The sequence below is a fragment of the Endozoicomonas sp. ALD068 genome, assembly GCF_049310145.1.
In the GTDB taxonomy this organism is placed as follows: domain Bacteria; phylum Pseudomonadota; class Gammaproteobacteria; order Pseudomonadales; family Endozoicomonadaceae; genus Endozoicomonas_A.
In genome coordinates this window covers 4,638,270-4,662,170 of record NZ_JBLYNU010000004.1, presented here as the reverse complement: position 1 = coordinate 4,662,170, position 23,901 = coordinate 4,638,270, and the positions used below count along the sequence as shown (strand labels likewise).

Genomic DNA, 23,901 nt, shown 5'->3' with positions numbered 1-23,901 from the left:
TAACACTTCGGTGTTAACGAGGTGACAGAATCAGGTAGTTACGGTCCTGGTCGATCTGAAAGTGAAACTGACCCAGTACATTCATACCCAGCAACCCTTCTGCAGAGGCGTAGTCCAGCTCTAATCCGGCCACCTCCAGGTCTTTGACAATGTATTGACCGAGGTGTAGCTCCTTCACCCGATAAATAGGAGCAAAGACAAACCCACTGGCTGTTTTCAACTGGGTATGATTCACCCGATGGGCCATTTTCTTGCGTTTAAGCTCTTTCAATAAAGTATTGGGCAAAGTTGTCAGGCTGGCTCCGGTGTCAATCAGCAATCTTGGCTGGCTTTTATCCTGAGTTGACGCTACTACGATGTAGTGATTGCCTTCATTAACGAGAGAAATGGCTGAGGTTGGCATTTCCTCGGGTTCTTCCTGAACAGGGGGCAACAGGTCAGACAGTTGTTTGAAAGCCATTCGGCCAAACTCTTCATCGGTCTGCAATAACTCGAGTTCGCGAATGGCATTGTTGGAATCCTCGGCAGACAGGTAACCCTGAGCCATTGCAAACCGGTAAAAGGCACGCTCGGGTTCCATGGTTGCCAGTTTCTGGAAGAGGGGCAGGGTTTCCTGGAGTTGTTGGTTTTTCTGCCTGTTTTCATAGATCATGCGGCTGAGCTTGTGAATACTGTCGGCTGTGTTTTCCAGCTGATCAGGCAGGCTGATGAACGAGCGGACGCTGATCAACACTTCAATGGCTTTCTCCAGCTCCTGCTCCTCGGTGTAGAGCTGGGCCAGCTTTTTCAGAAAAACCGGGTTTTGATAATAATGTTGGGTAAAACGTTCCAGTGCAGCAATACTGTACTCCCTGTGTTCATACCATTCATCTATTTTTTGCAGCAGGACTGTTTCCAGTCGTTGACTAAGTTCCGAATTCTGTCGCTCCTGCCGTTGAAAAATGATCAGGGCGTCATCGTACCTGTGTTCTTCCAGTGCCCGCTCAAAATCAATGATTTCCTGAGGTATGTCAGGCCACTCTAGCGTGTTAGTGAAATCTCCAAGAGGCAGCCAATTCCTGAAGTCCTGATTTTCGAAGTAAGTCTTTTTGCCCTTAACAGCCAACACTTCATGCCACCACCAACCGGTAATCAGGCCAGTGGCAAACATCATGATGGATAATGTTAGAAGTCTTAGAGCCAGAATTTTTTTCAACAGGACAGGGACTCCATTCAAGTATTTTTTCTTCAGTCTAGCTTGACTCCAAAGGGATCGTCGACGCAATCCATCTGCGTGTTAATTGTGCAAATTATTTCATCCTTCTTTGCTCTATAGTATTGAAGAGATTTTTTCGCCTGTGGCTGATGATTTTCAGAATCTGTAGTCTGCCGCTCTTTCGTGATGGCATGAAATGGAGACTATCCATGAGTAAAAAAGTAGCTGTTATTCTTTCCGGGTCCGGTGTTTTTGATGGTAGCGAAATCCATGAGGCTGTTTTGACCCTGCTCAGCCTTGATCGCTGCGGAGCCAGTTACCAGTGCTTTGCCCCCGATATACCTCAACATCACGTTATTAATCATGTAACGGGTGAAGAAATGGAAGAAGGCCGCAACGTATTGGTAGAAGCGGCCAGGATTGCCCGGGGTGAGATCAGGCCGCTTGAAGAGTTGAAGGCGGAAGATTTTGATGCCCTGATTCTGCCCGGTGGTTTCGGAGCGGCAAAAAATTTATCGGATTTTGCCTTCAGGGGCAGTGAACTCAAGGTTCAGAGTGGCGTCAGCCTGGCGGTCAAGTCTTTCGCAGACGCCGGAAAACCGGTCGGGATGATGTGCATTTCACCGGCTATTGCCGGTCGCATATTTGGTGAAGGGGTTCTGGCCACCATCGGCAATGACGCTGAGACCGCTGCTGCACTGGAGCAGACAGGCGTCAGGCACGTGGAGTGTGCTGTGGATGATATTGTGGTTGATGAACGGCACAAGCTGGTGACCACTCCGGCCTATATGATTGCCAAGAGTATCAGTGAAGCCGCTGTCGGGATCGACAAGCTGGTTGATCGGGTTCTGTCTATGGTCTGATTTCCCGAAGCCTTGTCCTCCTTTGTCTGGGATGGCAAGGCTGCTGTTCAGTTGTCAGTGGACAGTGGACAGTGGTCAGTTGGCTTGCCCTCCCTTGGGTGATGAATATGCCTCATCTACGCAAATTAGTGATATTTATCTTTCTAATATTGTGTGCTGCTTCTTACGGGTATCAAGTTGATACTTATGAAGTGCATATAAGTTTCAACCATAATGTTTCCTATGAAGATTACGACAAGAGTTTTTCCAGTGGTCTGTTGAATTTATTAACTGCTTTCTCGTTATATTATGATGAATATGTAAGTTCCGACCATTCTGCGTCATATGAAGATTACGTACAGAGTTTTTACACTGGTCTTTTGGATTTATTAACCTATCTGTCATTATATTACGATCATCTAAGGCTGCCTTTACGATTATCTGAAATGGTAAATGTTGCTTTATTACGTTTCCTTATATCTAAAAGCGCTAGTAATCATAATTATATATATATTGCTATTTTATCAATAAGCCTATTATCAGGTTTTTTGGTTAATACTGCTTATGACCTAAGCGTATTTTTTAATAGTAATGAAAGCTCGTTATTAGCCATTTTCAGACTCATTGCGAAAATAGCAGAGCACGAATTATCTATAGAAGCTTTCTGCTGCTTGGCAAGACAGCTTTTTCCAGGATTATGTCTTATTTGTTTAGATTCCTTGAAAGACCCTGCAGCTGCGTCCTGTGCAAAACACTGGTATTGCCAGGCATGCATTGATGAATGGGCGAAGCAATCACCTTTCTGCCCTTTATGCGAGCGTTAGTACCCTCCGATGCGCTATTGTCAGGCGCATCAGTCAAGCCGACCGGGGGATCGACAAGCTGGTTGATCGGGTTCTGGTAATGGTCCGATAAGCTAATGACAGACTATGTCCTGCAGTTCCGCTCAACCTTAAAAAATCATTCCGTGTTTTTGGTGGATGTCAGCGCCTGAAGAATATCCTGTTGCCCAAAAACACGGGCAAACTCTTCTGCTGTCTGGCCGACATTGTTCTGCTGTCGAGGGTCGCACTCACTTTTCATTAACCGGTAAGCCATCTTCAACTCGCCACGGAAGATGGCTGCCATTAATGCGGTATTTCCCCTGTTGTCCTTAAGGCAAGGGTCTGAACCCTCTGATAAAAGCAGGTTAAAAGCATCGGGCTGTCCGTTATAGGTAGCCACCATCAGGGCTGTGTAGCCCTTTTGGTTTTTAGCGTTTACCGGAAAGCCAGCTTTCACAAATGTGCTAATCACTTCTGTATCGTTGATACGGGCTGCTGCCAGAAAAAAGTCCGTAAGTTGTCGTGCAGTCTGATCTTTAACGACTTTTTCAGAAGCTGATGGTCTGACTTCAACAGGATAATCAGGAGTATCAGCCTGTAACTGTTGAACAGTGGCAGCGAGTCCTAAAAACCATGAAAACAAAATAACCAAGCGCATAGATCCACCTTCATTTTGAAGACAGTGGCACACACTTTGTGAGCGCCACTGCAGTGGCGTTATCTGGACATGCTCTTGACGGTTTTCAGGTTGCCGCCAACGGCTTTTGCCAGTTGTTCACCAAATTCGCTGTCAGCCTGATAGAAGTGACTGAGCATGATGTATTTCACATCTTCGTTTTCAACCTTGCCAAGATCTGCAGCCAGATTGCTAACAAGATTTTTGCGCTCCTGTTTGTTGAAGCTGCGATAGAGGACACCTGCCTGAGCAAACGGCAACTGTTTCCCGATAGCTCGCTGCAGATACTCGCCTTCAACAGGTAAAGAGCTGTAGCGGCCTTTGGCCACTTCCTTTCTTGGGTCTAAACGACTGGGTTGATAGTTAACGTCAGAAGTCTGATTGCCATGGTTGGAGGCGCCGTCCTGATTCCAGTTGCTGACCGTTGCTTTGGCACGGTTAACAGGAATTTGCTGATGGTTGGTGCCCAGACGATACATTTGAGTATCGGCATAGGAAAACACCCGACCCTGTAGCAGGCGATCTTCAGAAGGTTCAATCCCTAGTACAATATTGGCCGGGGCAAAAGCGGACTGTTCCGTTTCCTGGAAGAAGTTGTCCGGTGTTCGGTTCAGCGTCATCGTACCTACTCTGGTCTCTTCGATATCGAGCCACATCTTTGTGGCATCCAGTGGGTTGTAGTCAAAGTCATCCAGTTGTGATGGCTTGAGTACTTTTATGAAAAGATCCCACTTCGGGTAGTCGCCTCTGGCAATGGCTTCATACATATCACGTGTCGCATGGCTGAAGTCCCTGCTTTGTATTTCTGCCGCTTCTTCGGCTGTCAGGTTCTTGATGCCCTGGCGACTTTTCCAGTGAAATTTCACGTAGGAAACATCACCGCCAGCATCAATGAATTTGTAGGCATGCACACCAAAGCCGTCCATCTGACGCAGGTTGGCCGGTGTGCCAAAGTCGGAATAGACCCAGGTCAGCATGTGAGTGGATTCAGGAACATGGCTGAAGAAATCAAAGAATCGATTCGGGTCTTGCTGATTCGTCACTGGAGACGGTTTTAGTGAATGGACCATATCCGGAAATTTGATGGCATCGCGGATAAAAAACACCGGAAGATTGTTGCCTACCAGATCCCAGTTACCCTCACGAGTATAAAACTTGGTCGCAAAACCTCGCGGGTCACGCAAAGTTTCTGGTGATCCTTTGCTATGGATTACGGTAGAAAAACGAACAAATACCGGAGTGACTTCATCTTTTGTGAAAACAGCGGCGCGGGTTAAATCGGAAATATCACGACTGGCTTTAAATTCACCATAAACACCGGTTCCACGGGCGTGGACAACACGCTCAGGAATTCTCTCCCGGGCAAAACGCTGGAGCTTCTGAATGAGTTGAACATCCTGGAGTAGAACACCACCGTTCTCCCCGGCGGTGTATGAATTCTGGTTGTCACCCACTACTGCTCCGTTATCCCGGGTCAGAGGAGCGGCCTGAAGGGTGGCGGATATGGCAAGGGCAAGTAATGTGCAATATGCAAGCGGTTTCATCGCTTTTATCTCCTAACCTCCATGCAAGCATTTGTAACAGCGAAGATGCTTTCAAAAGGAATTTTTTAAATGTGATTTTTTTATGGTTAGCCGAGTCAGTCGATCATAACCAAGCTTGGATTTATTGAATCAAGCGGGAGAGTAAGGAGACAGTTACTTCTCTCTATCTGGACAATAGAGAAAGTTAATGGCTTTAAGTCTGTTGTGTAATTGTTATCTATGGTTGTTTAACCATGCTTATTTTGATCTGAAAAGAGCATTGGAGCGAATTTTAAAAATAAGTGAGAAGCCTGTGATAATTCTGTGAGAATTTCCTGTGATGTTTTCAGTCAACCGCAGTAAAGGTGAAAAGTACCATGAGCCCAAAAGGCTTTCCGTTGTCACTTTTCAATATCGTGTTATTTGACTGGAGACAAAAACAATGAGGATGGAAAGTCACAACAACCCGGTGACCTCGCTATCACTAAACCAATCTCTGGAAGATGCAGTTCAGAATAGGAGGTTTAACCGGCAGGCGCTGGCAGGACTGAGTCCCGCTGATCAGAAGAAATTTGAGGCTTTTGGCCGGGGCCCTGAACGACAAATCTCGCACCATGCTATTCATCAGGCTTTTGAGCTGCAGGCGTTGAAGCAGGAGAAAGCCATTGCTGCCCAGCACAAACAGGAAAATATTTCCTACGGTGAACTCAATCGAAAAGCCAGTTGGTTGGCTGTGCAACTGGCCACTATGGGAATAGGTCAGGGAAATAATGTTGGGCTGTTTCTTGAGCGATCCATTCACATGCTGGTGGGGCTGGTGGGTATTCTGAAGACAGGAGCCGCCTATGTGCCTCAGGATGTCAGAATTACGCCGGAATCCACCCTGATCGACGTGATGGATTCTGCAGATATCCATATTGTTCTGACACTGTCACATCTGGTGGAGAAAATTCCTGTCAGGGACCACCAGAGAGTTCTGGCTATTGATAGTCTGGATTTTCCAAAGTCAGAGGATCAGCAATCCTGGTCCATGACAGTGCCTCGCTCTGCTGCAAGCCACGGTGACAATTGCTTTATTCTTTTCACGTCGGGAACCACCGGTAAGCCTAATGGTGTCCGGGTTACTCATGGCAATGTCTGCAATATTCTGCTGACAGCGCCAGGTAATTTGGGAATAAAGCCCGGCTATAAAGTGTCGCAACTGCTGAACATTGCTTTCGATATGGCGGCCTGGGAAATTCTGGGTTGTCTTGCCCATGGCGGAACCTTGGTGATCCGGGAAAACGATTTCACTGAAGCAGCCAAGCAGTGCGATGTCATCATCGCTACTCCCAGTATTCTTGCAAAAGTTGATGCTGACCAGTGTCAAAGAATCAAAAGTGTTGCTGTTGCAGGCGAGCCATGCCCAAGATCACTGGCAGAAAACTGGGCTGGCAGATGTCGCTTCATTAACAGCTGCGGCCCAACCGAAACCACCATCATCAATACGGCCCAGCACTTTCGCCCACACTCAATGGCTCTCACTATTGGCAAACCGACACCCAATAATACGGTGTATGTGCTGGACGAGCATATGCAGCCCTGTGCGATGGGAGAAGTGGGTGAGATCTGGGCCGGGGGTAAAGGTGTTTCAGCAGGATACATCAATAATGCCCGTCTGACCCGTGAGCGTTATCAGCCTGATCCTTTTATGGCCGATGGTAGCCTGATGTTCAGAACGCGAGATCTGGCACGCTGGAATGAAGAGGGCGAGCTGGAACACTTTGGGCGCACTGATGATCAGGTCAAGGTTAAAGGCTTCAGGGTAGAGCTCGACGCTATTTCAAACGTCATCGAGTCAGCGGGTCTATGTCAACAGGCTGTGACCATGAAGCTAAACGACAAAGAACTGGTGACATTTGTCAGACCCGCTAATAGCAGCATTGAAAAATGTCTGAAAGCTATAGAAGACAGATTGCCCTATTACTCTTGATTAAATCCGCAACGAGCGCAACACTCGCTGTTATGGCTAAGGTTCAAGCTACCTTGTCAAACACTTAAGAAAGACATTTCTGGCACCGTTGATATCACGATCAACGGTGAAGCCCTCACCCTTAATAACCTTGGAAGAACCTAATTTTTCGTCAATGGTCCCGCTCCATGATCGAGTCTTGGATGTATAGGCTTCGTTGCAATCAACCACATGCTTTCCATACTTTTTTGCGTACCACTTAAGCCGAATTTTGAATTGGTAGTGATTGAGGTCAAGCATCTGGCGGCAGGTGTTACGGCGAATGGTGCGAACCTTCTTATCTTTGCGTGTGACCATACCTCTTGTCTCAAAGGTTGGCAAAAATACAACGTCGTAGTTCGACACCAGCTCGAACGCCAGCCGATTATGCAGATCAAGAACAATGTCATCCTTTTTGCATTTCAGCCGGTCAATTTCCCTGTTGAAATGAATAATCCGATCTCTTGCCCACTGGGGCATGTCGAGGAACTTAACGCCCTTCTGCGTGTTCAGGATTTTTTGCTTTTGACTGATCAAGCTGTCCACTTGCTTCATCAGTGGAAACAGCTTTGTTTTTGCAACCTTATCACCCGCTATCAACGCCTCTTTTTCGCTGTAGCAAGTGGCAAAGGTGCGAACTCCGGGGTCAACTCCAACGCATCTAACCTTCCCTTGGATTTCGGGATTTAGCTCAATATGTTGTTGAACCTGAATGTACCAGCGACCTTTGTCGTAGGTTACGACACAAGATTTACCAATCGCTTCTGCTGGCACATCTTCTGTCAGGTGAATCTTGCCAAGAGCTTGTACGCAGGGATTTAACCCCTTTGGCAAACGGTCAATAGAGAATGAGTGCCTGCTACCTTTGCGGCTTTTGAAACTGATTTCTGCAAAGCCCTCTTTAGCTCCCTTGAGCTTCTTGTTGTGCTCGCAGACCGCTTTGAATGTGGTCGCTGCCGCCAGTGTTCCATTATCAGAAACAAGCGAGTTATAAGCCCTGCCACTTTCTTTTTGCTCTTGCTTCACTTGAGCTTTAATGGCAGGTCGCATGTTGATGAATTTTCCGCTGGCATCTTTATAGTCATCGTTGCGGAAACGCTCAACAGCAAGGTTGTACGACCTGCGATAGAGTATCAGGGCATCGTGATAGGCTTGCTTATTCTCTGGGTAAAACCTGATCTTTTTTGACGCTACTATCTTTGCGTCCTTTGCGTCTTTTAGCAGATCGCTTCCCGTAGTGGCTATTGCAGAATGAGGTAATGAAACCGATAAGCTCTTGGGTGTCGAATGGCCCACAGGCGTTATCCGGGTCATCCAAAACCTCGATGTGTCCTCCCGATAATTCAACAAGCCATTTGATGAGTCCAAACCCTGATCGGGCAAGGCGATCTTTTGTGGCAACCACAGTACGGGTTGGATTTCCGCACACCGCTGATTCCAGAATGGTTTGCAGTCCTTTTCGCTTAAAGTTGAAAGCACTGGCAATGTCGCTGATAAATTCTGCATCAGGGCGCTCTTTGAGTAAGATACGCTTTTGCGTGTCAATGCTGGATTTTTGCTTTCCAGAACTCACTCTTGTATAGCATATCTTCCTCTGCTGGTTGATGAATATGCGGAAGTGACCACCACTGGTTTGCTTCACTTTTTCGTAGTGACCGCTTTCGATCTTGCGCCTCATAGTTTGGCTGGTTACGCCTTCAATCTTGGCTAGCTTTGTAGTTGAACCCCACAAGATAAATTCACCTTTTGACGATTTATCTTGTGTCTGGCGTAATTGATTTTGCGATTGTTGCAATTTTATTTGACTGTCAAAGCTGGAGTCAGGCAGCAAAAAGCCTGACTTTGAGCACTTTCTTCTGGCTGAGCTGATGTACGACACGGTTCAGAGCTTCAGGCTGACTCTGAAAGAACGGGGGATTTCCCTGTCCATAGAGTGTAATGAAAGTCAGACACAGGTTTTTGCTGATATCGGAATGATTCAGAGGGTGTTTGATAATCTTCTGAAAAATGCTATTACCCACACTCCGCAGAATGGCTCGATCCTGATCCGTCTGAGTACCACAGCAAGGGGCGTTAATGTAACGGTTGAAGATACAGGCAGAGGCATTGATGAGGAGGATCTGCCAAGAATATTCAATCGTTTCTACCAGGCATCACTGGCCGCAGAGCATCGCAACAAAGCCGGAGGTATTGGCCTGGGGCTGGCCATCGTGAAAAGAATTCTGGAGTTGCATGGCAGTCATATAGAGGTGACCAGCCGATTGAGAAAGGGGACCAGTTTCCGGTTTACTTTGCCTGTTTAGACAGAGCAAGCTTAAGGCATTGGATGAAGGAACCTCCGTGGCCATAAAGCTGCCCTGTGAAAGCACTGTCTATGCTGCCGTTACAGGAGGCATGGAGGCTACCAGTTTCAATACTTCATTGTCGATGTAGTAGAGACCCTTGCCCTCAAAGCCAATCATATCGATTTTATCCAGAATACCTTTGAACAGCTTTTCTTCTTCGTGCTGCTCGGCTACATACCACTGCAGAAAGTTGAAAGTACTATAGTCCTTTTCAGTAAATGCAGTGTGCGCCAGCTCGTTGATACAACGGGTCACTTCGCACTCGTGCTCGTAAGTCCGCTGGAAGATATCTCTTACCGATTCATACTGGTGGGGAGGTGCATTGATTGCACCGATGATAGCCATTGCCCCAGTCTCATTAACATAGTCAAAGAGCTTTTGCATATGCTCCATTTCTTCCCGGGCATGCCGACGCAGAAACTCGTTGCAGCCATCAAGCCCCTGGGCTTCGCACCAGGAAGCCATTTGCAGGTAAAGGTTGGAGGAGTAGAACTCAAGATTGATCTGATCGTTGAGCTTGTCGATCATGGTTTGAGTCAGCATGGTTTTAACCTGTTCGTGCCAAAAACTGAAGTATAACGGCTTGGTGCTCCAGTTAAACATTCAGGGTATGATTTCGCCTTTTTTCACACGCTTCTGGACTGAGTCATGACTTCTCCTTTTGTTCATTCCGATACGCTTTACTGCAAAATGAAAACAGCCTGTGCTGATGACTGGCACCGCTATTGTCACCATGAGTTTGTTCAGGGTATTGCGGACGGCACACTGCCTCTGGAAAGCTTCAAGCATTATTTGCAGCAGGACTATCTGTTTCTGATTCACTTCGCCAGAGCTTATGCGCTGGCGGTCTACAAGGCTGATAATCTTGAGGATATGAGGGCAGCTTCCGGCTCCGTGGCCGGGATTCTCTCAGAGATGAATCTTCATCTAGACTACTGTGCCGAGTGGGGAATGACTGAGCAGGATGTGGTCAGTCAGCCAGAAGCCAGGGCTAATATGGCTTATACCCGCTATGTGCTGGAGCGAGGAATGGCAGGTGATATTCTGGATCTGGAAACTGCCCTCGCCCCCTGTGCAGTAGGCTATGCAGAGATTGGTCTGAGACTGATCAATGACCCGGCAACTAAAAGAGAAGGAAACCCCTATTGGAAATGGATCCAAACCTATGGGGGAGAGGAGTTTGTGCAAGGGGCTGTCAGGCAGGTTGAAGCGATTGAAACACTGGCTGCCAGCCGTTTCTCTGAAGGCCGGATGGACTCTCTCTGTCGTACTTTCAGAGAGGCCACCCGTCTGGAAATTGGCTTCTGGGATATGGGGCTGAATCGGACTTTTTAAGGAACATTATTCAAGGTGGGCTGGAAACAGTTCACTTTGATAAAAATAAACCTTCTGCTTCTAAAGGCTTCTTTTAATCCATTTATCCCGCTGTATGGCTCTGCTTAGTTTGAATGCCGATCTGCCTTACTCTCTCCGAAATTCAATACCTGACACAGGCAGTAATGTTCTGTTTTTTTAATAATTTAATCTTTGTCGTTTACTTGTGAGCCGTAAAGTCTCTTTTTTAGCGAAAAAGAGTGTGTTTCTTTAATCAACTTTTACCCGGTTTTTAAAAAATTTACTTAACCGTCTGCGCTAAATAGTTACGGTAAAAAGACAGGTCGGGGAGTTCAATAGGTAAGTATCTCTATTTTAATGGTGGCTTTAACTGCGTGCGAACTTAGTCGTATAAGTATAAATCCTCAGCAATATCAAAAATTGAATAAGTATATGAGTTTTAGTGATGTGATGAACGTCCAATAACTTATAAGAATCCGCATATAACTGCTCGGTCATAGAATGATTTCTAATAGTTCGTGATCACATATAAAAAGCAGAAAAGATCCACACAACACAACACATTGAGTTAGGAGTCCAGTGATCATGCAGAAGAAACTGCTTGCCACTTTAGTCGCTTCCCTCGTTGCCGGTCAGGCAATGGCCCTGGAAGTTTATAACGATGACGTTAACAGCCTGTCAATTGGCGGTAAGATCGGAGCTAAGACCGTTAAGAGCAATGGTTCTGACGCTGAGATGAAAGATGCCAGCCCACGCATCAACTTCAAATACGCTCACAAGTTTTCCAGCGGCTGGACCGGTTCTGCTGTTGCTGAGTGGGGCTTCTACGCTGTTGACGGCGACCAGGACGATCAGTTCTTCAACCGTCTGGGTAATGTTGGCCTGAGCCACGATACCTACGGTGCCTTCACTGCAGGTAAAGCATGGTCTGTAACCTCTGACGTATCTGGCTGGACTGACCAGTTCGCCATCGGTGGTGGTGCTGCTATGGGTGTCTACAGTGGCCGTACAGGTCTGGCAACTGATGCTGACTCTTCACACGACAATGGTGACACTGACGGTACTGCGCGTGCTGACGACGTAATCCAGTATCGCAACAGCTTTGGCGGTCTGAACGTTGGTATCCAGTACCAGCTGAAAGGTACCGGTGGCACTACACTGGCTGGCGAGTCTGGAACTCGTGACTCCAGCTACGGTGTTGCTCTGAGCTACGATCTGCCAATGGGTCTGTCTCTGGGTGCTACCTACAACGAAACCAAGTACGCTAACGAAGTAGACAATACTCCTGCAAGTCTTCCAACTAACTCTCCAGATTACAGCGGTTCTGACAAGTCTACCTCTGCTACCGTTGGCGCCAAGTTCGAAAACGAAGCTCTGTACCTGGCAGCTACCTATGGTCAGTTTGAAAACAAGACTGCTGTAGTCAAAGGCACTCTGGACAAAGAATCTACCGGTATTGAACTGTACGGTAAGTTGGCCCTGCCTCAGGTTGTTGATGGTTTCTACCTGCAGTCTGGTTTCAACCAGCTGACTGCTGACGACACCTACACTGGTGACAAGACTGACGCTCAGTTCACCGACTACATGGTGGGTGCCATCTATGAAACTGGCCCAATGCAGTTCGCTTTCGAATACACCCGTGGTGAGAAAGTCGCTGCTGCTGGCAATAAAGATTTTGACGACACCTACGCTGTGCAGGCTCTTTACTACTTCTAATCATCAGAAGCAGTCAGCCTGGCAGTAAGCAGTATCTGAGGAGGCGCAATCTGCTTCCCCAGACTCTGTCAAAAAAGGCGAAGCTCTATCCGGGTTTCGCCTTTTTGTTTTTTAGGAAACCTGAACCAGGGAAGCTAAAGCTTCACCAGCACTTAAACGGTAAGTTCTACTGCCTCCCCATACTGCTCACTCAAACAGCGATTCAATACCTGCATAAACGCTTCGCCGTTGCTGTCAGCAATCCACTGTTCTTTGCTTTCATCGTAATCGAAGTGAAAGCCGCCGCCTTTGGCGGCCAGCCATAATTGCAGCACGGGTGTCTGGCGGCTCAGAATGACCTTGGAGTTGTCTTCACAGGTCAGAGTGAGAATGCCTGCGGCGGTTTCATAATCAATATCCAGCCCTGCCTCTTCTATGGCGTCTTCAATAGCGACCATCAGGTCGTCCAGGAGGTCATGATATTCGCTTTCGTTCATCAGTGTATCCGTCAGTTAGGGCTATCGCCGCTGTTTGATGCAGATTATACTCAGCGGTTGATCATTGCTGAAACAGCCTTTTCAAAGAAGGGCTGTTCTGGTGGTGAATGACTATCCACACAGCCCTGAGCAAATTCAGCTCATGGTAAAAAGTACAAGGAGCCTTTCATGAGAGCCCTTATTGCCCTCATGTTCACCACTCTTCTGCTTGCCGGGTGCGGTCAGAAAGGGGATTTGTATCTTCCAAAGGATGGTGACACCCAGCAGTTGACTCATGGTGGGTCAGAGTAATCAGTCTCCGGGGAGAGACAGGCGACTGAAGCGCATAGATGCCTCAAGTGCATGGATGCCTCAAGCCCGGAAAAGTAGAATAATGCTCCCCAGAAATTTTATGACAGAGAGTAAGACAGTCTGATGGATTGGTTTCCCAGCCGTGACGGTGAGCTTTATGCTGAACAGGTTCCCGTTACTGAAATTGCTGAACAGTTTGGTACCCCGGCCTACATCTATTCCCGCAAAGGGTTTGAAGAAGGGTTTAAAGCCTACAAACAGGCGCTGGAAGGGTGGCCTCACCTGATTTGTTACGCCGTCAAAGCTAACAGCAACCTGGCGGTTCTGAATGTTCTGGCAAAACTGGGAGCGGGTTTTGACATCGTTTCCGTTGGTGAACTGGAGCGGGTTATTGCTGCCGGCGGTGAAGCCTCTAAAGTGGTTTTTTCCGGTGTCGGCAAACAGCGTCATGAAATCAGAAGAGCCCTGGAACTGGGTATTCACTGCTTCAATATTGAGTCAGAAACGGAGCTGGAAAGAATCCAGCAAGAAGCAGAAATCATGGGCAAAGTGGCCGCTGTTTCTGTCCGGGTGAATCCGGATGTCGATGCCCGGACCCACCCTTATATTTCTACGGGTCTGAAAGACAACAAGTTCGGTATTGATATCAAGGCTGCGCCTGCCGTTTACCAGCGGGCAGCTGAGCTAGCGAATATCGAAGTGGTGGGTGTGGACTGTCATATCGGCTCTCAGCTCACCACCAAAGAGCCCTTTATTGATGCTCTTGATCGTCTATTGCTGCTGGTTGATCAGCTTCGTGAAATGGGTATTATTCTGAAGCATCTGGATATTGGTGGTGGCCTGGGTATTTCCTACGAAAAACACGAACAGCCACCGACACCCTCAGAATATCTGGGGCAAGTGAGAGAGCACCTGGCTGCCAACGAGCACCACAAGCACCTGAAAATTGTGGTTGAGCCCGGGCGATCTATTGCCGCACAGGCAGGGATGCTGATCACTGAAGTTGAGCTGATCAAACAGTCTGACCATAAGGCTTTCGCCGTGGTTGATGCGGCCATGAATGATCTTTTGCGTCCTTCAATCTACAGCGCCTGGCATGGTATTGAACCGGTGGTGCGCAACGACGAGAGAGGGGAGCTATTGTGCGATGTGGTCGGGCCCATTTGTGAGACCGGAGACTTTCTGGGTAAAGACAGAAAGCTGAAAGTGGCTGAAGGCGATTTGCTGGCGGTCCGCTCTGCCGGTGCCTATGGCTTTGGAATGAGCTCCAATTATAATTCCCGTTGTCGCCCTGCTGAAATTATGGTCGATGGTGATCAGGTACATCTGGTTCGTCGCCGGGAAAGGCTGGCTGACCAGTGGGCCAACGAAATACTGCTGCCAGAAGGATAATTATTGCGCTATGTTGTTGCACTTCACAAAAATGCACGGCCTGGGCAATGACTTTATGGTTGTTGACAGAGTCACCCAGTCCATACGCATTACGCCGGAAAAAATCCGCAGCCTGTCTGACCGGAATTTTGGAATTGGTTTTGATCAGTTGCTGATGGTTGAGCCGCCCACCGATCCCGATATGGATTTCCGTTATCGGATCTTCAATGCCGACGGCAGTGAAGTGGAGCAATGTGGCAATGGTGCCCGTTGTTTTGCCCGTTTTGTCAGGGACAAGAAACTGATTGGACGTGACACCATTCGTGTTCAGACTTCAGGTGGCAATATGGAACTCACCATTGAAGACAATGGCGATGTTACGGTGGACATGGGTATTCCGGTGCTGGAGCCTCAACAGATTCCGTTCAACGCACCATCCATGCAAACCACCTATGACCTTGATGTGGACGGAGAGCGTTTGATAGTGGGGGCAGTTTCCATGGGCAATCCTCACGCCGTATGGCAGGTGGAGGATATTAACCGGGCACCGGTTGAATCAATGGGTCCCAAACTGGAAGGCCATAGTCGTTTTCCAAAACGCTGTAATGCCGGTTTTATGCAGGTACTGGATGCCACAGAGATCAACCTCCGGGTTTATGAGCGAGGCGTGGGTGAAACCCTGGCTTGTGGTTCCGGTGCCTGTGCGGCGGTTGTCGCGGGTCGTTTACAAGGACTTCTGGATGAAGAGGTTCGGGTTAATCTTACCGGTGGCAGTCTTCTGATTCGTTGGCGGGGAGAAGGTCACCCGGTTATGATGACAGGGAGTGCCACCAGGGTATTCGAAGGACAAACAAGGATATGACAGACTCGGCCACCAGTGATAAAGCCTCAAACAAGAAAAACGCTGGCAGAGAAAACCAGATCACTGCTATGACGGCAGATCAGGTGATTCAGTATCTGAAGAACCATCCTGACTTTTTTTTGAATCAGGATGAACTGCTGTTGGATCTCAAGATTCCCCATGAAAGAGGGGAAGCTATTTCACTGGTTGAACGTCAGTTACAACTGCTCAGGAAACACAATCTTGAGTTGCGGCGCAGGCTTGGCAAACTGGTGGACGTTGCCCGGGATAACGATCGCCTGTTCGAACAGACTCGCAAACTGGTGCTTGGTATGCTGGAAAGTCAGGACCTTGAGCAGGCGACTGAAACCCTCAAAGATGGTCTGGAGCAGGATTTTGAAATCGATTTTCATTCCCTGATTCTGTTTACCCGCCAACCAGCCAATCTGACCATCCGGGAAGAAGATCCTGATACAGCGGATGAAATTCTGGGTGATCTGCTTTCAGGCTTCAGGGATAAACAATCTTCCGGTCAAAAGGTCATCTGTGGCCGAATGAAGTCCCGCGAACTGGAATTCCTGTTTCCGGACAACCATGGGGAAATCGGTTCAGTGGCACTGGCGCCATTGAATTTCCCGGATAAAGTGGGTGTTTTGGCACTGGGCAGCCGGGATGAAAATCATTTTCGGGCTTCCATGGGCAGCCTGTTCATTGGTTATCTCAGTGATGTGACCAGCCGCGTCTTGAGTCGTCTTATCTGAAGGAGGCTAAGCCAGCGGCGACTATTAAATCCGCTCAGACGTTTAATCATTGTGTTCATGCTCCTGAGTAAATAGGGGGTGCCTGCAAACAGGGCAGGTTCTTACCCCGTTATTAATCATTGCTATGGCACATTCCTTATGGACTTTGTGGGAGCAGGCTAATATCTGGCAGCCGCTAAAGGCATCTTCCAGACAGATGCAGCACTCATCGTGGCCTGAGTTTTCCCGACATTTGTGATTGCCCAATAGCCTGTTATCAAGGCAGACACCGCAAACATCACAGTGAAAGGAATTATCTGAGTTTATTCGGCAAATACCACATTTATCGCAGTGATGCGGTTTATTATGTGCTGTGGTGAAGTGTTTGCAAATTGCGCAGTAATATTCCGACATTTGCTCTCCACATCCGGGGCATGTCTGGGAATCTTCATTAATTTCTCCCTCATATCCACACAGAGAACACTTAAGCCGTACTGCATTGAGAGCCTTATGTGTAGCTGTACATGAAGGATCCTTGTTTTCGTTATGACATCTATGGCAGGGGAAATACCCCGGACAGCAAGGAAAACCCACAGAGCAGAATCTCCGGTAATGCTGGCACCCTGCTCCGTGAGACTCTTGCAGTGGAAGCCGTTGTAAATCTACGTTTGAACAGCCTGCCTGCTCATCGGGCGGGTTTGCATGCCCGCTTTGGGTGCACGGCTGCTGGTAAGGGGCAGAATATGAGTCAATGATCTGCAAAGTGTTGGCTGCGGCCATCTGTTGATTTTCTCCATGAGGCATATCGCTTACAGATGGTGGCCCTGAATCGGAGGAGTCAGACGAGTTTTCCAGCTCATTGTGAGTGATCGAGTGATCGTGAGAAACAAAATCGGCTGAGATTCGCATCGTCGGCCAGACCTCTGCCATAGGTTGATCTGTTCGATCATTCATGCGGTTTGCTGATCGTAGCTGACGAAGCTCACGCATCAATATTGAATATTGGTTATTCAAGCTTCTGTTTTGATCTTCAAAATAAGTTACGCAGCCTCGCAACCCCTCAATATCTGCATTTAATTCTTGATTCTTTATCGTTAATTCATGATTTTCTACATTTAAGTTTCGATTCTCTATATCTGAATTTTGATTTTCTATTCTTAATCTTTGGTTCTCTGTTCTTAACATTTGGTTCAATTCTCTTAACTGTTCGTTTTGTCCAGTTAACTTTGCAATCTTTTCTTTATCTTTCTCCTGATCGCATCTTTGCAGCTCAATCATTTCTGTAAGCCAGTGGTATTGATTTGTAGCATGTTCTAACTCTCTTAAACTGCTATTCAAGTTTCCAAGTTCATAAAGGGCAGGGTTTTCGAATGCATTAAATGCATTTTCCGGAGCAATCGGTGAAGGATTTGAAGGCAGTCCGTTGCTATCCCACATCTGTGCAGGCAAAGAAGGTTGGGGATAAGTTTGGGCGACGAGAAGAGAAGCATCGGTCGTATGTTTACTTAAGAAGTCTTGATTTATCCCTGACACTTCCATATCGGATCGGTCACGTGCCCTACTGGCGTGATAAGCACCGTGTGAACGTCCTGCCTGTAATCGCCTTTCGAAAGGGCCGATTCGCTGATTGGTAAGTGCAGTCTGCTTTGGCCTTGCTCCCTGCTGTAAATATCTGTTTGTTGGTACGTTAGGGGTGCTGCCGGTGGCGCCAGAGGCACTTTGGAGGCTACCAACGGGCCGGAGTGAAAGAGTGTTTGAACTGGCCTTGAAGCCGTCAACAGACCAGATTGAATGTGTGTTTGCGCTTGCCTGGAAGCTATCAACGGGTCGGATTAAATAAGTGTTTGCACTTGCCTTAAAGCTATCAACAGTCCGGATTGAATGAGTGTTTGCACTGGCCTGGAAGCTATCAACTGGTCGGACTGAATCGGTGAATGAACTTGCCTGGAAGCTATCAGCAGGCTGGATTGAATGAGTGTTTGCACTGGCCTGGAAGCTATCAACTGGTTGGACTGAATCGGTGAGTGAATTTGCCTGCAAGCTATCAACTGGTTGGACTGAATCGGTCAATGAACTTGCCTGGAAGCTATCAGCTGGTTGGACTGAATCAGTGAATGAACTTGCCTGTAAGCTATCCACAGGCTGGATTGAATCGGAGAATGGGCTTGCATTGCTGACAATTATTTCGTTGGAGGTATTATCACCGTTACACTCGGATTGATGTTCATCAGGCTCGGGGCAGGCACCGTCAGTTGTGTCGTCGGAGATATAATCTCTGTTACGGATTAAAGACGCTTGTGGTGAAGACTCTTTTGGCGAAGGCGCTTGTGATGATGAGTAAGATTGCACCTGCCTCAAGAGTTTATCTGAAAAGCTTAATAATTCTTGAAACGACGGGTGCTGATCAAATTGCGTAATATTTATAAAAGGCTTGGGGAATGTAAACGGCCTTGCGTGGAACAAAATATTACTTCGTGTGGTTATATCTGATACTTTTCCTAACAGTTCACGAATAGGCCCAAGCGGTTTTTCATAGAACAGGAACAATTGAACAAAGTATTCAGTAAAGCAACATTGTTCAAATTGTCCTATTGGTGGCTGTTGGTCAGATTGATTGACCCTGTCAATTATGTCCTGAACAATCTTATACAAAATTATCAGGTTGTTATCGGCAGCTTCCGGCAGTGCCTGCTCAGGTGGAATAATCGGTTCACTTGTAGACAGGGTGCCAAGGTCATTCAAAGCCTGTGTTTCATCGCTCGTGGCTTCTATCAGCTGCCTGATAAACCGGTTGCGCACTGAGTTCTCACGGTAAGTACGCTGCAGTTCCAGTACCGCCTCAAGAGGAGTGACAGCATTACCCCTGGTGTTTGTGCTTTTGGTTTCCAGAACCTGCAAACGCTCAGGCATGTCCAGCTCATTCAGTATTCGCCTTAGCTTGTGAACGGCGTTGGGGTCGTTGCTCTTAATGATGGCGACAAGTTGGTTCGCAAGTACCTGAAGGTCCTGAGTCCCGGTGTTTTCTTCATTCTCATCTTCATCTTCATTGTCGTCTTTTCTGTTATTCCAATCTTCACTGCTATCATCACCTTCCCCCGGTGATCTGCTCTCCTGACCTTCAGGTTCATCTCTTTGTTCTTTTTGTTGATAGTTATTTTCGTCCTTTGATTCTCTGTCTGGTGCCCTGCCAGTAGGTTCACCATCCCCATTGCCCGCTTTCAGGCCACTTGTCTTCAGGGCTGTGCGCTCAAGAAATAGTTTCAAACAGCCAAGCTGCCACTGAAGACTTTCGCTGGCCGGGCAAGAATTGGCGGCACGCTGCAAAAGGGTGTTCCAGAAATTAACATCGGTCAGTTGATTTACATCCAGGAAGTCAAGCCAACCAATGGGTATAACGGCCTCACTGGAAGAGCCATCTGCGTTGACGCGTGTCATCTTCAGACGGGCCGGAGACGGCTGTTCCTGAAACGAGATAGAATCCTTACCAATAAACATCAGCCAATTGATGATGGGGTTGAGGATAACCAGGTCTATTTCGAATAATCCCGATGGTCTGCCCCCACCACCTCCCCAGGGGGGAGGGGGAGGCAAGTAGAAGAAGCCGCCATTGCCACCACTGGGAAAATTGCCCGTGCCAGTGAACTGGCCTCCTGTCGATGACAGTGTGTTATTTCGGGATTGGCCGGTTTCCAGTCCACTGTTTGCTATGTTGTCGGGGTGGACCAGAAGGGTCATTGGAGCAATATGGGGCTCGTCCTTCAGCGGTTGATCGCTGGTTACAGAAGTCAACTCTGGTCTGTCTGCCGTCGTGGATTTTAAGCGAACAAGCGTGCCATTTTCAGAGGTACCCTGTGAGACATCCTGGAAGATGGGTGTTTGCTCTTCCTCCATTATCAGTAGCTGATAGCAATAGTCACTCAAGTCGTTCGTGAGCGATATTGCGATACTGTTCGAATCTTCTGGAGTCACAGGCGCCTTAAAGCAGAGAATGCTTTTTCGGTCATTAAAACCTTTCGGAAGCAGCAAGTTTACTTGCCACCGACTGACACCCTGCGGATCTGCAGCATCATTGATTTCAATCTGAACCCTGCTCCCGTCTAAATGATGTCGGTCAATGAGGGTTGAGGAGTAGCATAATGGCACAACCACCATAGCAAGCGGGAAAAGAACAAACGCCATGAATAAACGGTAAAAATGCATTCAAATCTTTCTATATAATTATGTTAATAACACCAATTCCACCCTCCTTGTCTGATATAAAAACGTCCGGACAATCTGTGCCGACTTTCTACTCTGGAAAAACAAAAGAGCATTATTGAGCGGTTTTATTATTCTTAGAACAAACAGATAATAGACAAGAATTTCTGAATTGCTATGTGGGTTGCATGCCTTTTATCGTAAAGTCTTGGGAAGCAGCAAACTCTGCACCGCCAGAAACTGCACAATAGCCCCTCCTTCCTGCACTATAAACATCAAGTGATTACCGGTGGTGATTATTTAATCCGGTCGGAGGGTTAATTGCTATTTTCAACTAACGGAGTATATAGAGGGCTTCTGCAAACAGGGCAGGTTCTTATCCCGTTTTTAACCAACTCAATGGCGCATTCCCTATGAATTTTGTGGGAGCAGGGCAGTATCCGGCAGCCGCCGAAGGCATCTTCCAGGCAGATGCAGCACTCATCGTGGCCTGAGTTTTCCCGGCATTTGTGATTGCCTTGCAACCTTATGTCCAGACAGACATTGCAAACATCGCAGTGAAAGTTCTCTTCCTCGTTTATTCGGCAAATACCGCATTTATTGCAGTGGAACGGTGTGATATTCATACTGGTGAAATGTTTGCATTTTGCACAGTAATATTCCGACATTAGCTGATTGCATCCCGGACACGTCTGTGAGTCTTCTGTAATGTCCCCCTCATAGTGACACAGAGAGCACCGAAGCCTTATTCCATCAACAGCCATGCGATCGTCAACGTCGCAGTCATTACTAATGTTGTGACATCTTTGGCAGGGGAAAAATCCGGCACAGCATCCAAAGTTCACAAGGCATAACCTCTGGTAATGACCGCATAATGAGTTTCGTTCTGGTTGCGCAGATGTATTTAACTGCGCGTTCGATGGGTTTGGCTCTTCATTCAGGGGGCTTGATTGCTGGTAACATGCGTGAGACTCTGCTTCGTTGTTTGCTATCGAGCCCGGGCTTGCCGCTGCCGTCTGATACCGTGCTTGTTGGTTCACATAGTCTACTGACTCTTCCAAACGGGCCCGCGAATCACAATACCTCCGATTCTCTCTTCTTAATCCTTGAACCTCTTCAGTTAATTCCTGATGCCCTCTTCTCAACCATTGAGACTCTGAAGTTAAATTCTGGTTTTCTCTTCTTAGTCCCTGAGCTTCTGAAGTTAACGCCTGATTCTCTCTTCTTAATTCTTGAACCTCTAGAGTTAACTCTTCAATCCGTTGTCTTTTTTTTTTCTTTTTCCTGAGCGCGTCTTTTCAGATCAACGAGAATAGAGTTATCGATCGAATGTTTAATTAAGAAGTTTTGATCTATTCCCAACTCTTCCAGATCAGATCGGTCGTCTGCCCAGTTGGATTGATGATGACCATGTGAATGTCTTGTCTGAGATCTCCTTTGGAAGGAGGCATTTTGGGGACCTGCAAGGGCAGGCAGCTTTGGTCTGGCTCCCTGCTGTAAGTATCTGTCAGTTGCTAAGCCAGGAGCGCTGTCGGTAGAGCGAGAGGCATTGTGGTAGCTATTAACTTGCTGGATGGAATGGGTGAGCATATTTCCATTGTTTGCAGTGGTAGTGTTAAAGGCAATATCTCTCTGACTGATTACAGGTTCTGTGAAAGGGGCTTGTAGTGAAGAGGCTTGTAGTGAAGGCATTTGCAGTAACTCGATAGTATGCGCCTGCTTGATCAACTCATTTGAAAGGCGCACTAATTCAAGGCGCGATGGGTGCTGATTAAGTTGTATAAAGATATCGCGAAAAGAGATGGAGAAGGTAAATGATTGTGCAGAAATCATAATATCACGGCTGATGCCCGAATCTGATATTTTTCCTAACAGTTCACGAATAGGTACCAGTGGGTTTGAACAGAGCAGGAACAATTGAACAAAGTATTCGGTAAAGCAACATTTTTCAAAGTTTCCTATGGGTGGCTGTTGGTCAGATTGATTAACCCTGTGGATGATATCCAGAACAATCTTATACAAAATCATCAGGTTACTGTCGGCTGCTTCGGGCAGTGCCCAGTCAGGTGGGGCGATTGGTTGGAGTTCAGAGGGGTTGTTAAAATCATCCAGAATCCTTGTTTGATCACTCGTAGCTTCTATCAGTTGCCTGATAAACTGGTTGCGCGTTGAGTTCTCATCGAAAGAACGCTGCAGGTGCAATATCGCCTCAAGAGGCGTGACAGTATTGCCCGCAGTATTTGTGCCCTTTGTCTCCAGAACCTGCAAACGCTGGGGCAGGTCCAGCTCGTCCAGTATCTGCCTCAGCTTGAAAACGGCATCGGGATCGTCGCTCTCAATAATGGCTAAAAGCTGGTTAGCAAGTAGCTGAAGGTCCTGAGTCCTGGTGCTTTTTTCACTTTTTTTGCCATTGTTGTCTTTTCTTTTGTCACCATCTCCACTGCTATAACTGCCTTCTCCCGGTGAATTGTTCTCCTGATCTTCAGGTTCACCTTTTTTCTCTTCAGGGTGGTCGTTATTTTCGTCCTTTGGTGTTTTATCTGGTAAATCACCCGATGCTTCTCCATCCCCATCAGCGGTCTTTAAGACACCGGCATGATCTGTTTTCAGGGCTGTTTGCTCAAGAAATAGTTTCAAGCAGCCAAGTTGCCACTGAAGGCTTTTGTTGGCTGGGCAAGCAGTGGCGGCACGTTGGAAGAGAGTGTTCCAGAAATAAACATCGGTCAGTTGTTCAATATTCAGGAAGTCAAGCCAACCGACGGGTATAACGGCCTCACTGGAAGAACCATCTGCGTTAACGCGCGTCATTTTCAGACGCGCCCGGGATGGCTGTTCCTCAGTTGAGGTAGAATCCTTGCCTAAAGACATCAGCCAGTTGATGACGGGTTTCAGGATAACAAGATCTATTTCGAATAATCCCGTTGGTCTCCCTCCTCCCCCGGGTGGAGGGGGAGGCAAGTGGAAGAAGCCCCCGTTGCCACCACTGGGAAAATTGGCTTTGCCAGCGAGCTTGTCTCCTGTTGATGACAGTGTGTTATTTTGGGTTTGTCCGGTTTCCAGCCCACTGTCCGTGATCTCGTCGGGGTAGACCAGAAGGGTCAGTGGGATAGCCCGAGGTTTGACGTTCAGCGGTTGATCCGTGGTGACAGAAATAAGCTCTGGACTCTCTGCCGTCGTGGATTTTAAGCGAATCAGTGTGCCATTTTCAGAGGCGCGTTCTGAGACATCATGGAAGAAGGGTATATGCTCTTCCCTTACTATTACTGGCTGATAGCAATAGTCACTCAAGTTGTTCCTGACCCATATCGAGGTACTGTCGTAATCTGCTGGCGCCACAGGTACTTTAAAACAAAGGAAGCTGTTTTGGTCATTGAAGCCTTCCGGAAGGAGCAAAACCATTTGCCACTGAATCACACCCTGCGGATCCGTGAAATCATCGATTTCAATCCGAACCCCGTGCCCATCGGGATGATGCTGGTCAATGAGAGTTGAGCAATAGCATAACGGCACAACCGCCATAGCCAGCAGGAAAAGTACAA

General features: G+C 47.5%; 21 protein-coding genes. 11 read left to right on the top strand and 10 right to left on the bottom strand.

The window, feature by feature from the left end; translation table 11 throughout:
- Positions 1 to 13: 13 nt before the first annotated feature.
- On the bottom strand, positions 14 to 1,216 hold the full coding sequence (locus tag ACO6V5_RS16955) for a retroviral-like aspartic protease family protein (protein WP_422136600.1): 1,203 nt from the start codon (positions 1,214 to 1,216) through the stop codon (positions 14 to 16).
- Between the two features lie 188 nt (positions 1,217 to 1,404).
- Between ACO6V5_RS16955 and elbB the strand changes: the two genes are divergently transcribed.
- Complete coding sequence (elbB, locus tag ACO6V5_RS16950; protein ID WP_422136601.1) at positions 1,405 to 2,058, top strand: isoprenoid biosynthesis glyoxalase ElbB; 654 nt, start codon at positions 1,405 to 1,407, stop codon at positions 2,056 to 2,058.
- 107 nt (positions 2,059 to 2,165) lie between these two features.
- On the top strand, positions 2,166 to 2,861 hold the full coding sequence (locus tag ACO6V5_RS16945; RefSeq protein ID WP_422136602.1) for an RING finger domain-containing protein: 696 nt from the start codon (positions 2,166 to 2,168) through the stop codon (positions 2,859 to 2,861).
- Positions 2,862 to 2,997: 136 nt separating this feature from the next.
- On the opposite strand, the gene ACO6V5_RS16940 is transcribed toward ACO6V5_RS16945, so the two are convergent.
- Positions 2,998 to 3,519: an ankyrin repeat domain-containing protein gene (locus ACO6V5_RS16940; protein ID WP_422413329.1), complete on the bottom strand. Its 522-nt coding sequence runs from the start codon at positions 3,517 to 3,519 to the stop codon at positions 2,998 to 3,000.
- Between the two features lie 59 nt (positions 3,520 to 3,578).
- Positions 3,579 to 5,081 (bottom strand): catalase, encoded by a 1,503-nt coding sequence (locus ACO6V5_RS16935; RefSeq protein ID WP_422413331.1) that lies wholly within the window; start codon positions 5,079 to 5,081, stop codon positions 3,579 to 3,581.
- Positions 5,082 to 5,502: 421 nt separating this feature from the next.
- Here ACO6V5_RS16935 and ACO6V5_RS16930 point away from each other — a divergent pair, with 421 nt between their 5' ends.
- Positions 5,503 to 7,032: an amino acid adenylation domain-containing protein gene (locus ACO6V5_RS16930; RefSeq protein ID WP_422413333.1), complete on the top strand. Its 1,530-nt coding sequence runs from the start codon at positions 5,503 to 5,505 to the stop codon at positions 7,030 to 7,032.
- A gap of 48 nt (positions 7,033 to 7,080) precedes the next feature.
- Here the strand turns inward: ACO6V5_RS16930 and ACO6V5_RS16925 are convergent, their stop codons facing one another.
- On the bottom strand, positions 7,081 to 8,184 hold the full coding sequence (locus ACO6V5_RS16925) for an RNA-guided endonuclease InsQ/TnpB family protein (protein WP_422492208.1): 1,104 nt from the start codon (positions 8,182 to 8,184) through the stop codon (positions 7,081 to 7,083).
- Positions 8,185 to 8,206: 22 nt separating this feature from the next.
- Positions 8,207 to 8,782, bottom strand: coding sequence for an IS607 family transposase (locus ACO6V5_RS16920; protein ID WP_422136606.1), 576 nt, complete (start codon positions 8,780 to 8,782; stop codon positions 8,207 to 8,209).
- Positions 8,783 to 8,918: 136 nt separating this feature from the next.
- Here ACO6V5_RS16920 and ACO6V5_RS16915 point away from each other — a divergent pair, with 136 nt between their 5' ends.
- Entirely contained in the window at positions 8,919 to 9,353 is a 435-nt protein-coding gene (locus ACO6V5_RS16915; protein ID WP_422136607.1) for a sensor histidine kinase, read from the top strand.
- Between the two features lie 69 nt (positions 9,354 to 9,422).
- Here the strand turns inward: ACO6V5_RS16915 and ftnA are convergent, their stop codons facing one another.
- A complete protein-coding gene (gene ftnA / locus ACO6V5_RS16910; RefSeq protein WP_422139730.1) occupies positions 9,423 to 9,938 on the bottom strand; it encodes a non-heme ferritin in 516 nt (171 codons plus the stop codon).
- Positions 9,939 to 10,043: 105 nt separating this feature from the next.
- On the opposite strand from ftnA, the gene tenA reads away from it, so the two are divergent.
- A complete protein-coding gene (gene tenA, locus ACO6V5_RS16905) occupies positions 10,044 to 10,730 on the top strand; it encodes a thiaminase II (protein WP_422136609.1) in 687 nt (228 codons plus the stop codon).
- Between the two features lie 585 nt (positions 10,731 to 11,315).
- Positions 11,316 to 12,446, top strand: a complete 1,131-nt coding sequence (locus ACO6V5_RS16900) for a porin (RefSeq protein WP_422412605.1) — start codon at positions 11,316 to 11,318, stop codon at positions 12,444 to 12,446.
- A 152-nt stretch (positions 12,447 to 12,598) separates the two neighbouring features.
- Here ACO6V5_RS16900 and cyaY read toward each other — a convergent pair whose 3' ends face one another.
- Positions 12,599 to 12,922 (bottom strand): iron donor protein CyaY, encoded by a 324-nt coding sequence (gene cyaY / locus ACO6V5_RS16895; protein ID WP_422136611.1) that lies wholly within the window; start codon positions 12,920 to 12,922, stop codon positions 12,599 to 12,601.
- Positions 12,923 to 13,090: 168 nt separating this feature from the next.
- Here cyaY and lptM point away from each other — a divergent pair, with 168 nt between their 5' ends.
- The 4 genes from lptM (at position 13,091) to ACO6V5_RS16875 (ending at position 16,186) form a co-directional block, all read left to right on the top strand.
- Positions 13,091 to 13,213, top strand: coding sequence for an LPS translocon maturation chaperone LptM (gene lptM, locus ACO6V5_RS16890; RefSeq protein ID WP_422136612.1), 123 nt, complete (start codon positions 13,091 to 13,093; stop codon positions 13,211 to 13,213).
- 123 nt (positions 13,214 to 13,336) lie between these two features.
- Entirely contained in the window at positions 13,337 to 14,605 is a 1,269-nt protein-coding gene (gene lysA / locus ACO6V5_RS16885) for a diaminopimelate decarboxylase (protein WP_422412603.1), read from the top strand.
- A gap of 10 nt (positions 14,606 to 14,615) precedes the next feature.
- The gene (gene dapF, locus ACO6V5_RS16880) at positions 14,616 to 15,446 is read left to right on the top strand and encodes a diaminopimelate epimerase (protein WP_422136614.1); all 831 of its coding nucleotides are present in this window, start codon (positions 14,616 to 14,618) and stop codon (positions 15,444 to 15,446) included.
- Complete coding sequence (locus ACO6V5_RS16875; protein WP_422136615.1) at positions 15,443 to 16,186, top strand: DUF484 family protein; 744 nt, start codon at positions 15,443 to 15,445, stop codon at positions 16,184 to 16,186. Before dapF ends, ACO6V5_RS16875 begins: the two co-directional genes overlap by 4 nt.
- A 42-nt stretch (positions 16,187 to 16,228) precedes the next feature.
- On the opposite strand, the gene ACO6V5_RS16870 is transcribed toward ACO6V5_RS16875, so the two are convergent.
- The 3 genes from ACO6V5_RS16870 to ACO6V5_RS16860 all read right to left on the bottom strand — a co-directional run bounded on the left by ACO6V5_RS16870 (position 16,229) and on the right by ACO6V5_RS16860 (position 23,650).
- Complete coding sequence (locus tag ACO6V5_RS16870) at positions 16,229 to 20,365, bottom strand: CHY zinc finger protein (RefSeq protein ID WP_422412600.1); 4,137 nt, start codon at positions 20,363 to 20,365, stop codon at positions 16,229 to 16,231.
- Between the two features lie 314 nt (positions 20,366 to 20,679).
- Entirely contained in the window at positions 20,680 to 21,402 is a 723-nt protein-coding gene (locus tag ACO6V5_RS16865; RefSeq protein ID WP_422412598.1) for a CHY zinc finger protein, read from the bottom strand.
- 214 nt (positions 21,403 to 21,616) lie between these two features.
- Complete coding sequence (locus tag ACO6V5_RS16860) at positions 21,617 to 23,650, bottom strand: hypothetical protein (protein ID WP_422412596.1); 2,034 nt, start codon at positions 23,648 to 23,650, stop codon at positions 21,617 to 21,619.
- Positions 23,651 to 23,725: 75 nt separating this feature from the next.
- Here ACO6V5_RS16860 and ACO6V5_RS16855 point away from each other — a divergent pair, with 75 nt between their 5' ends.
- A complete protein-coding gene (locus ACO6V5_RS16855) occupies positions 23,726 to 23,854 on the top strand; it encodes a hypothetical protein (RefSeq protein ID WP_422139738.1) in 129 nt (42 codons plus the stop codon).
- Positions 23,855 to 23,901: the final 47 nt, after the last annotated feature.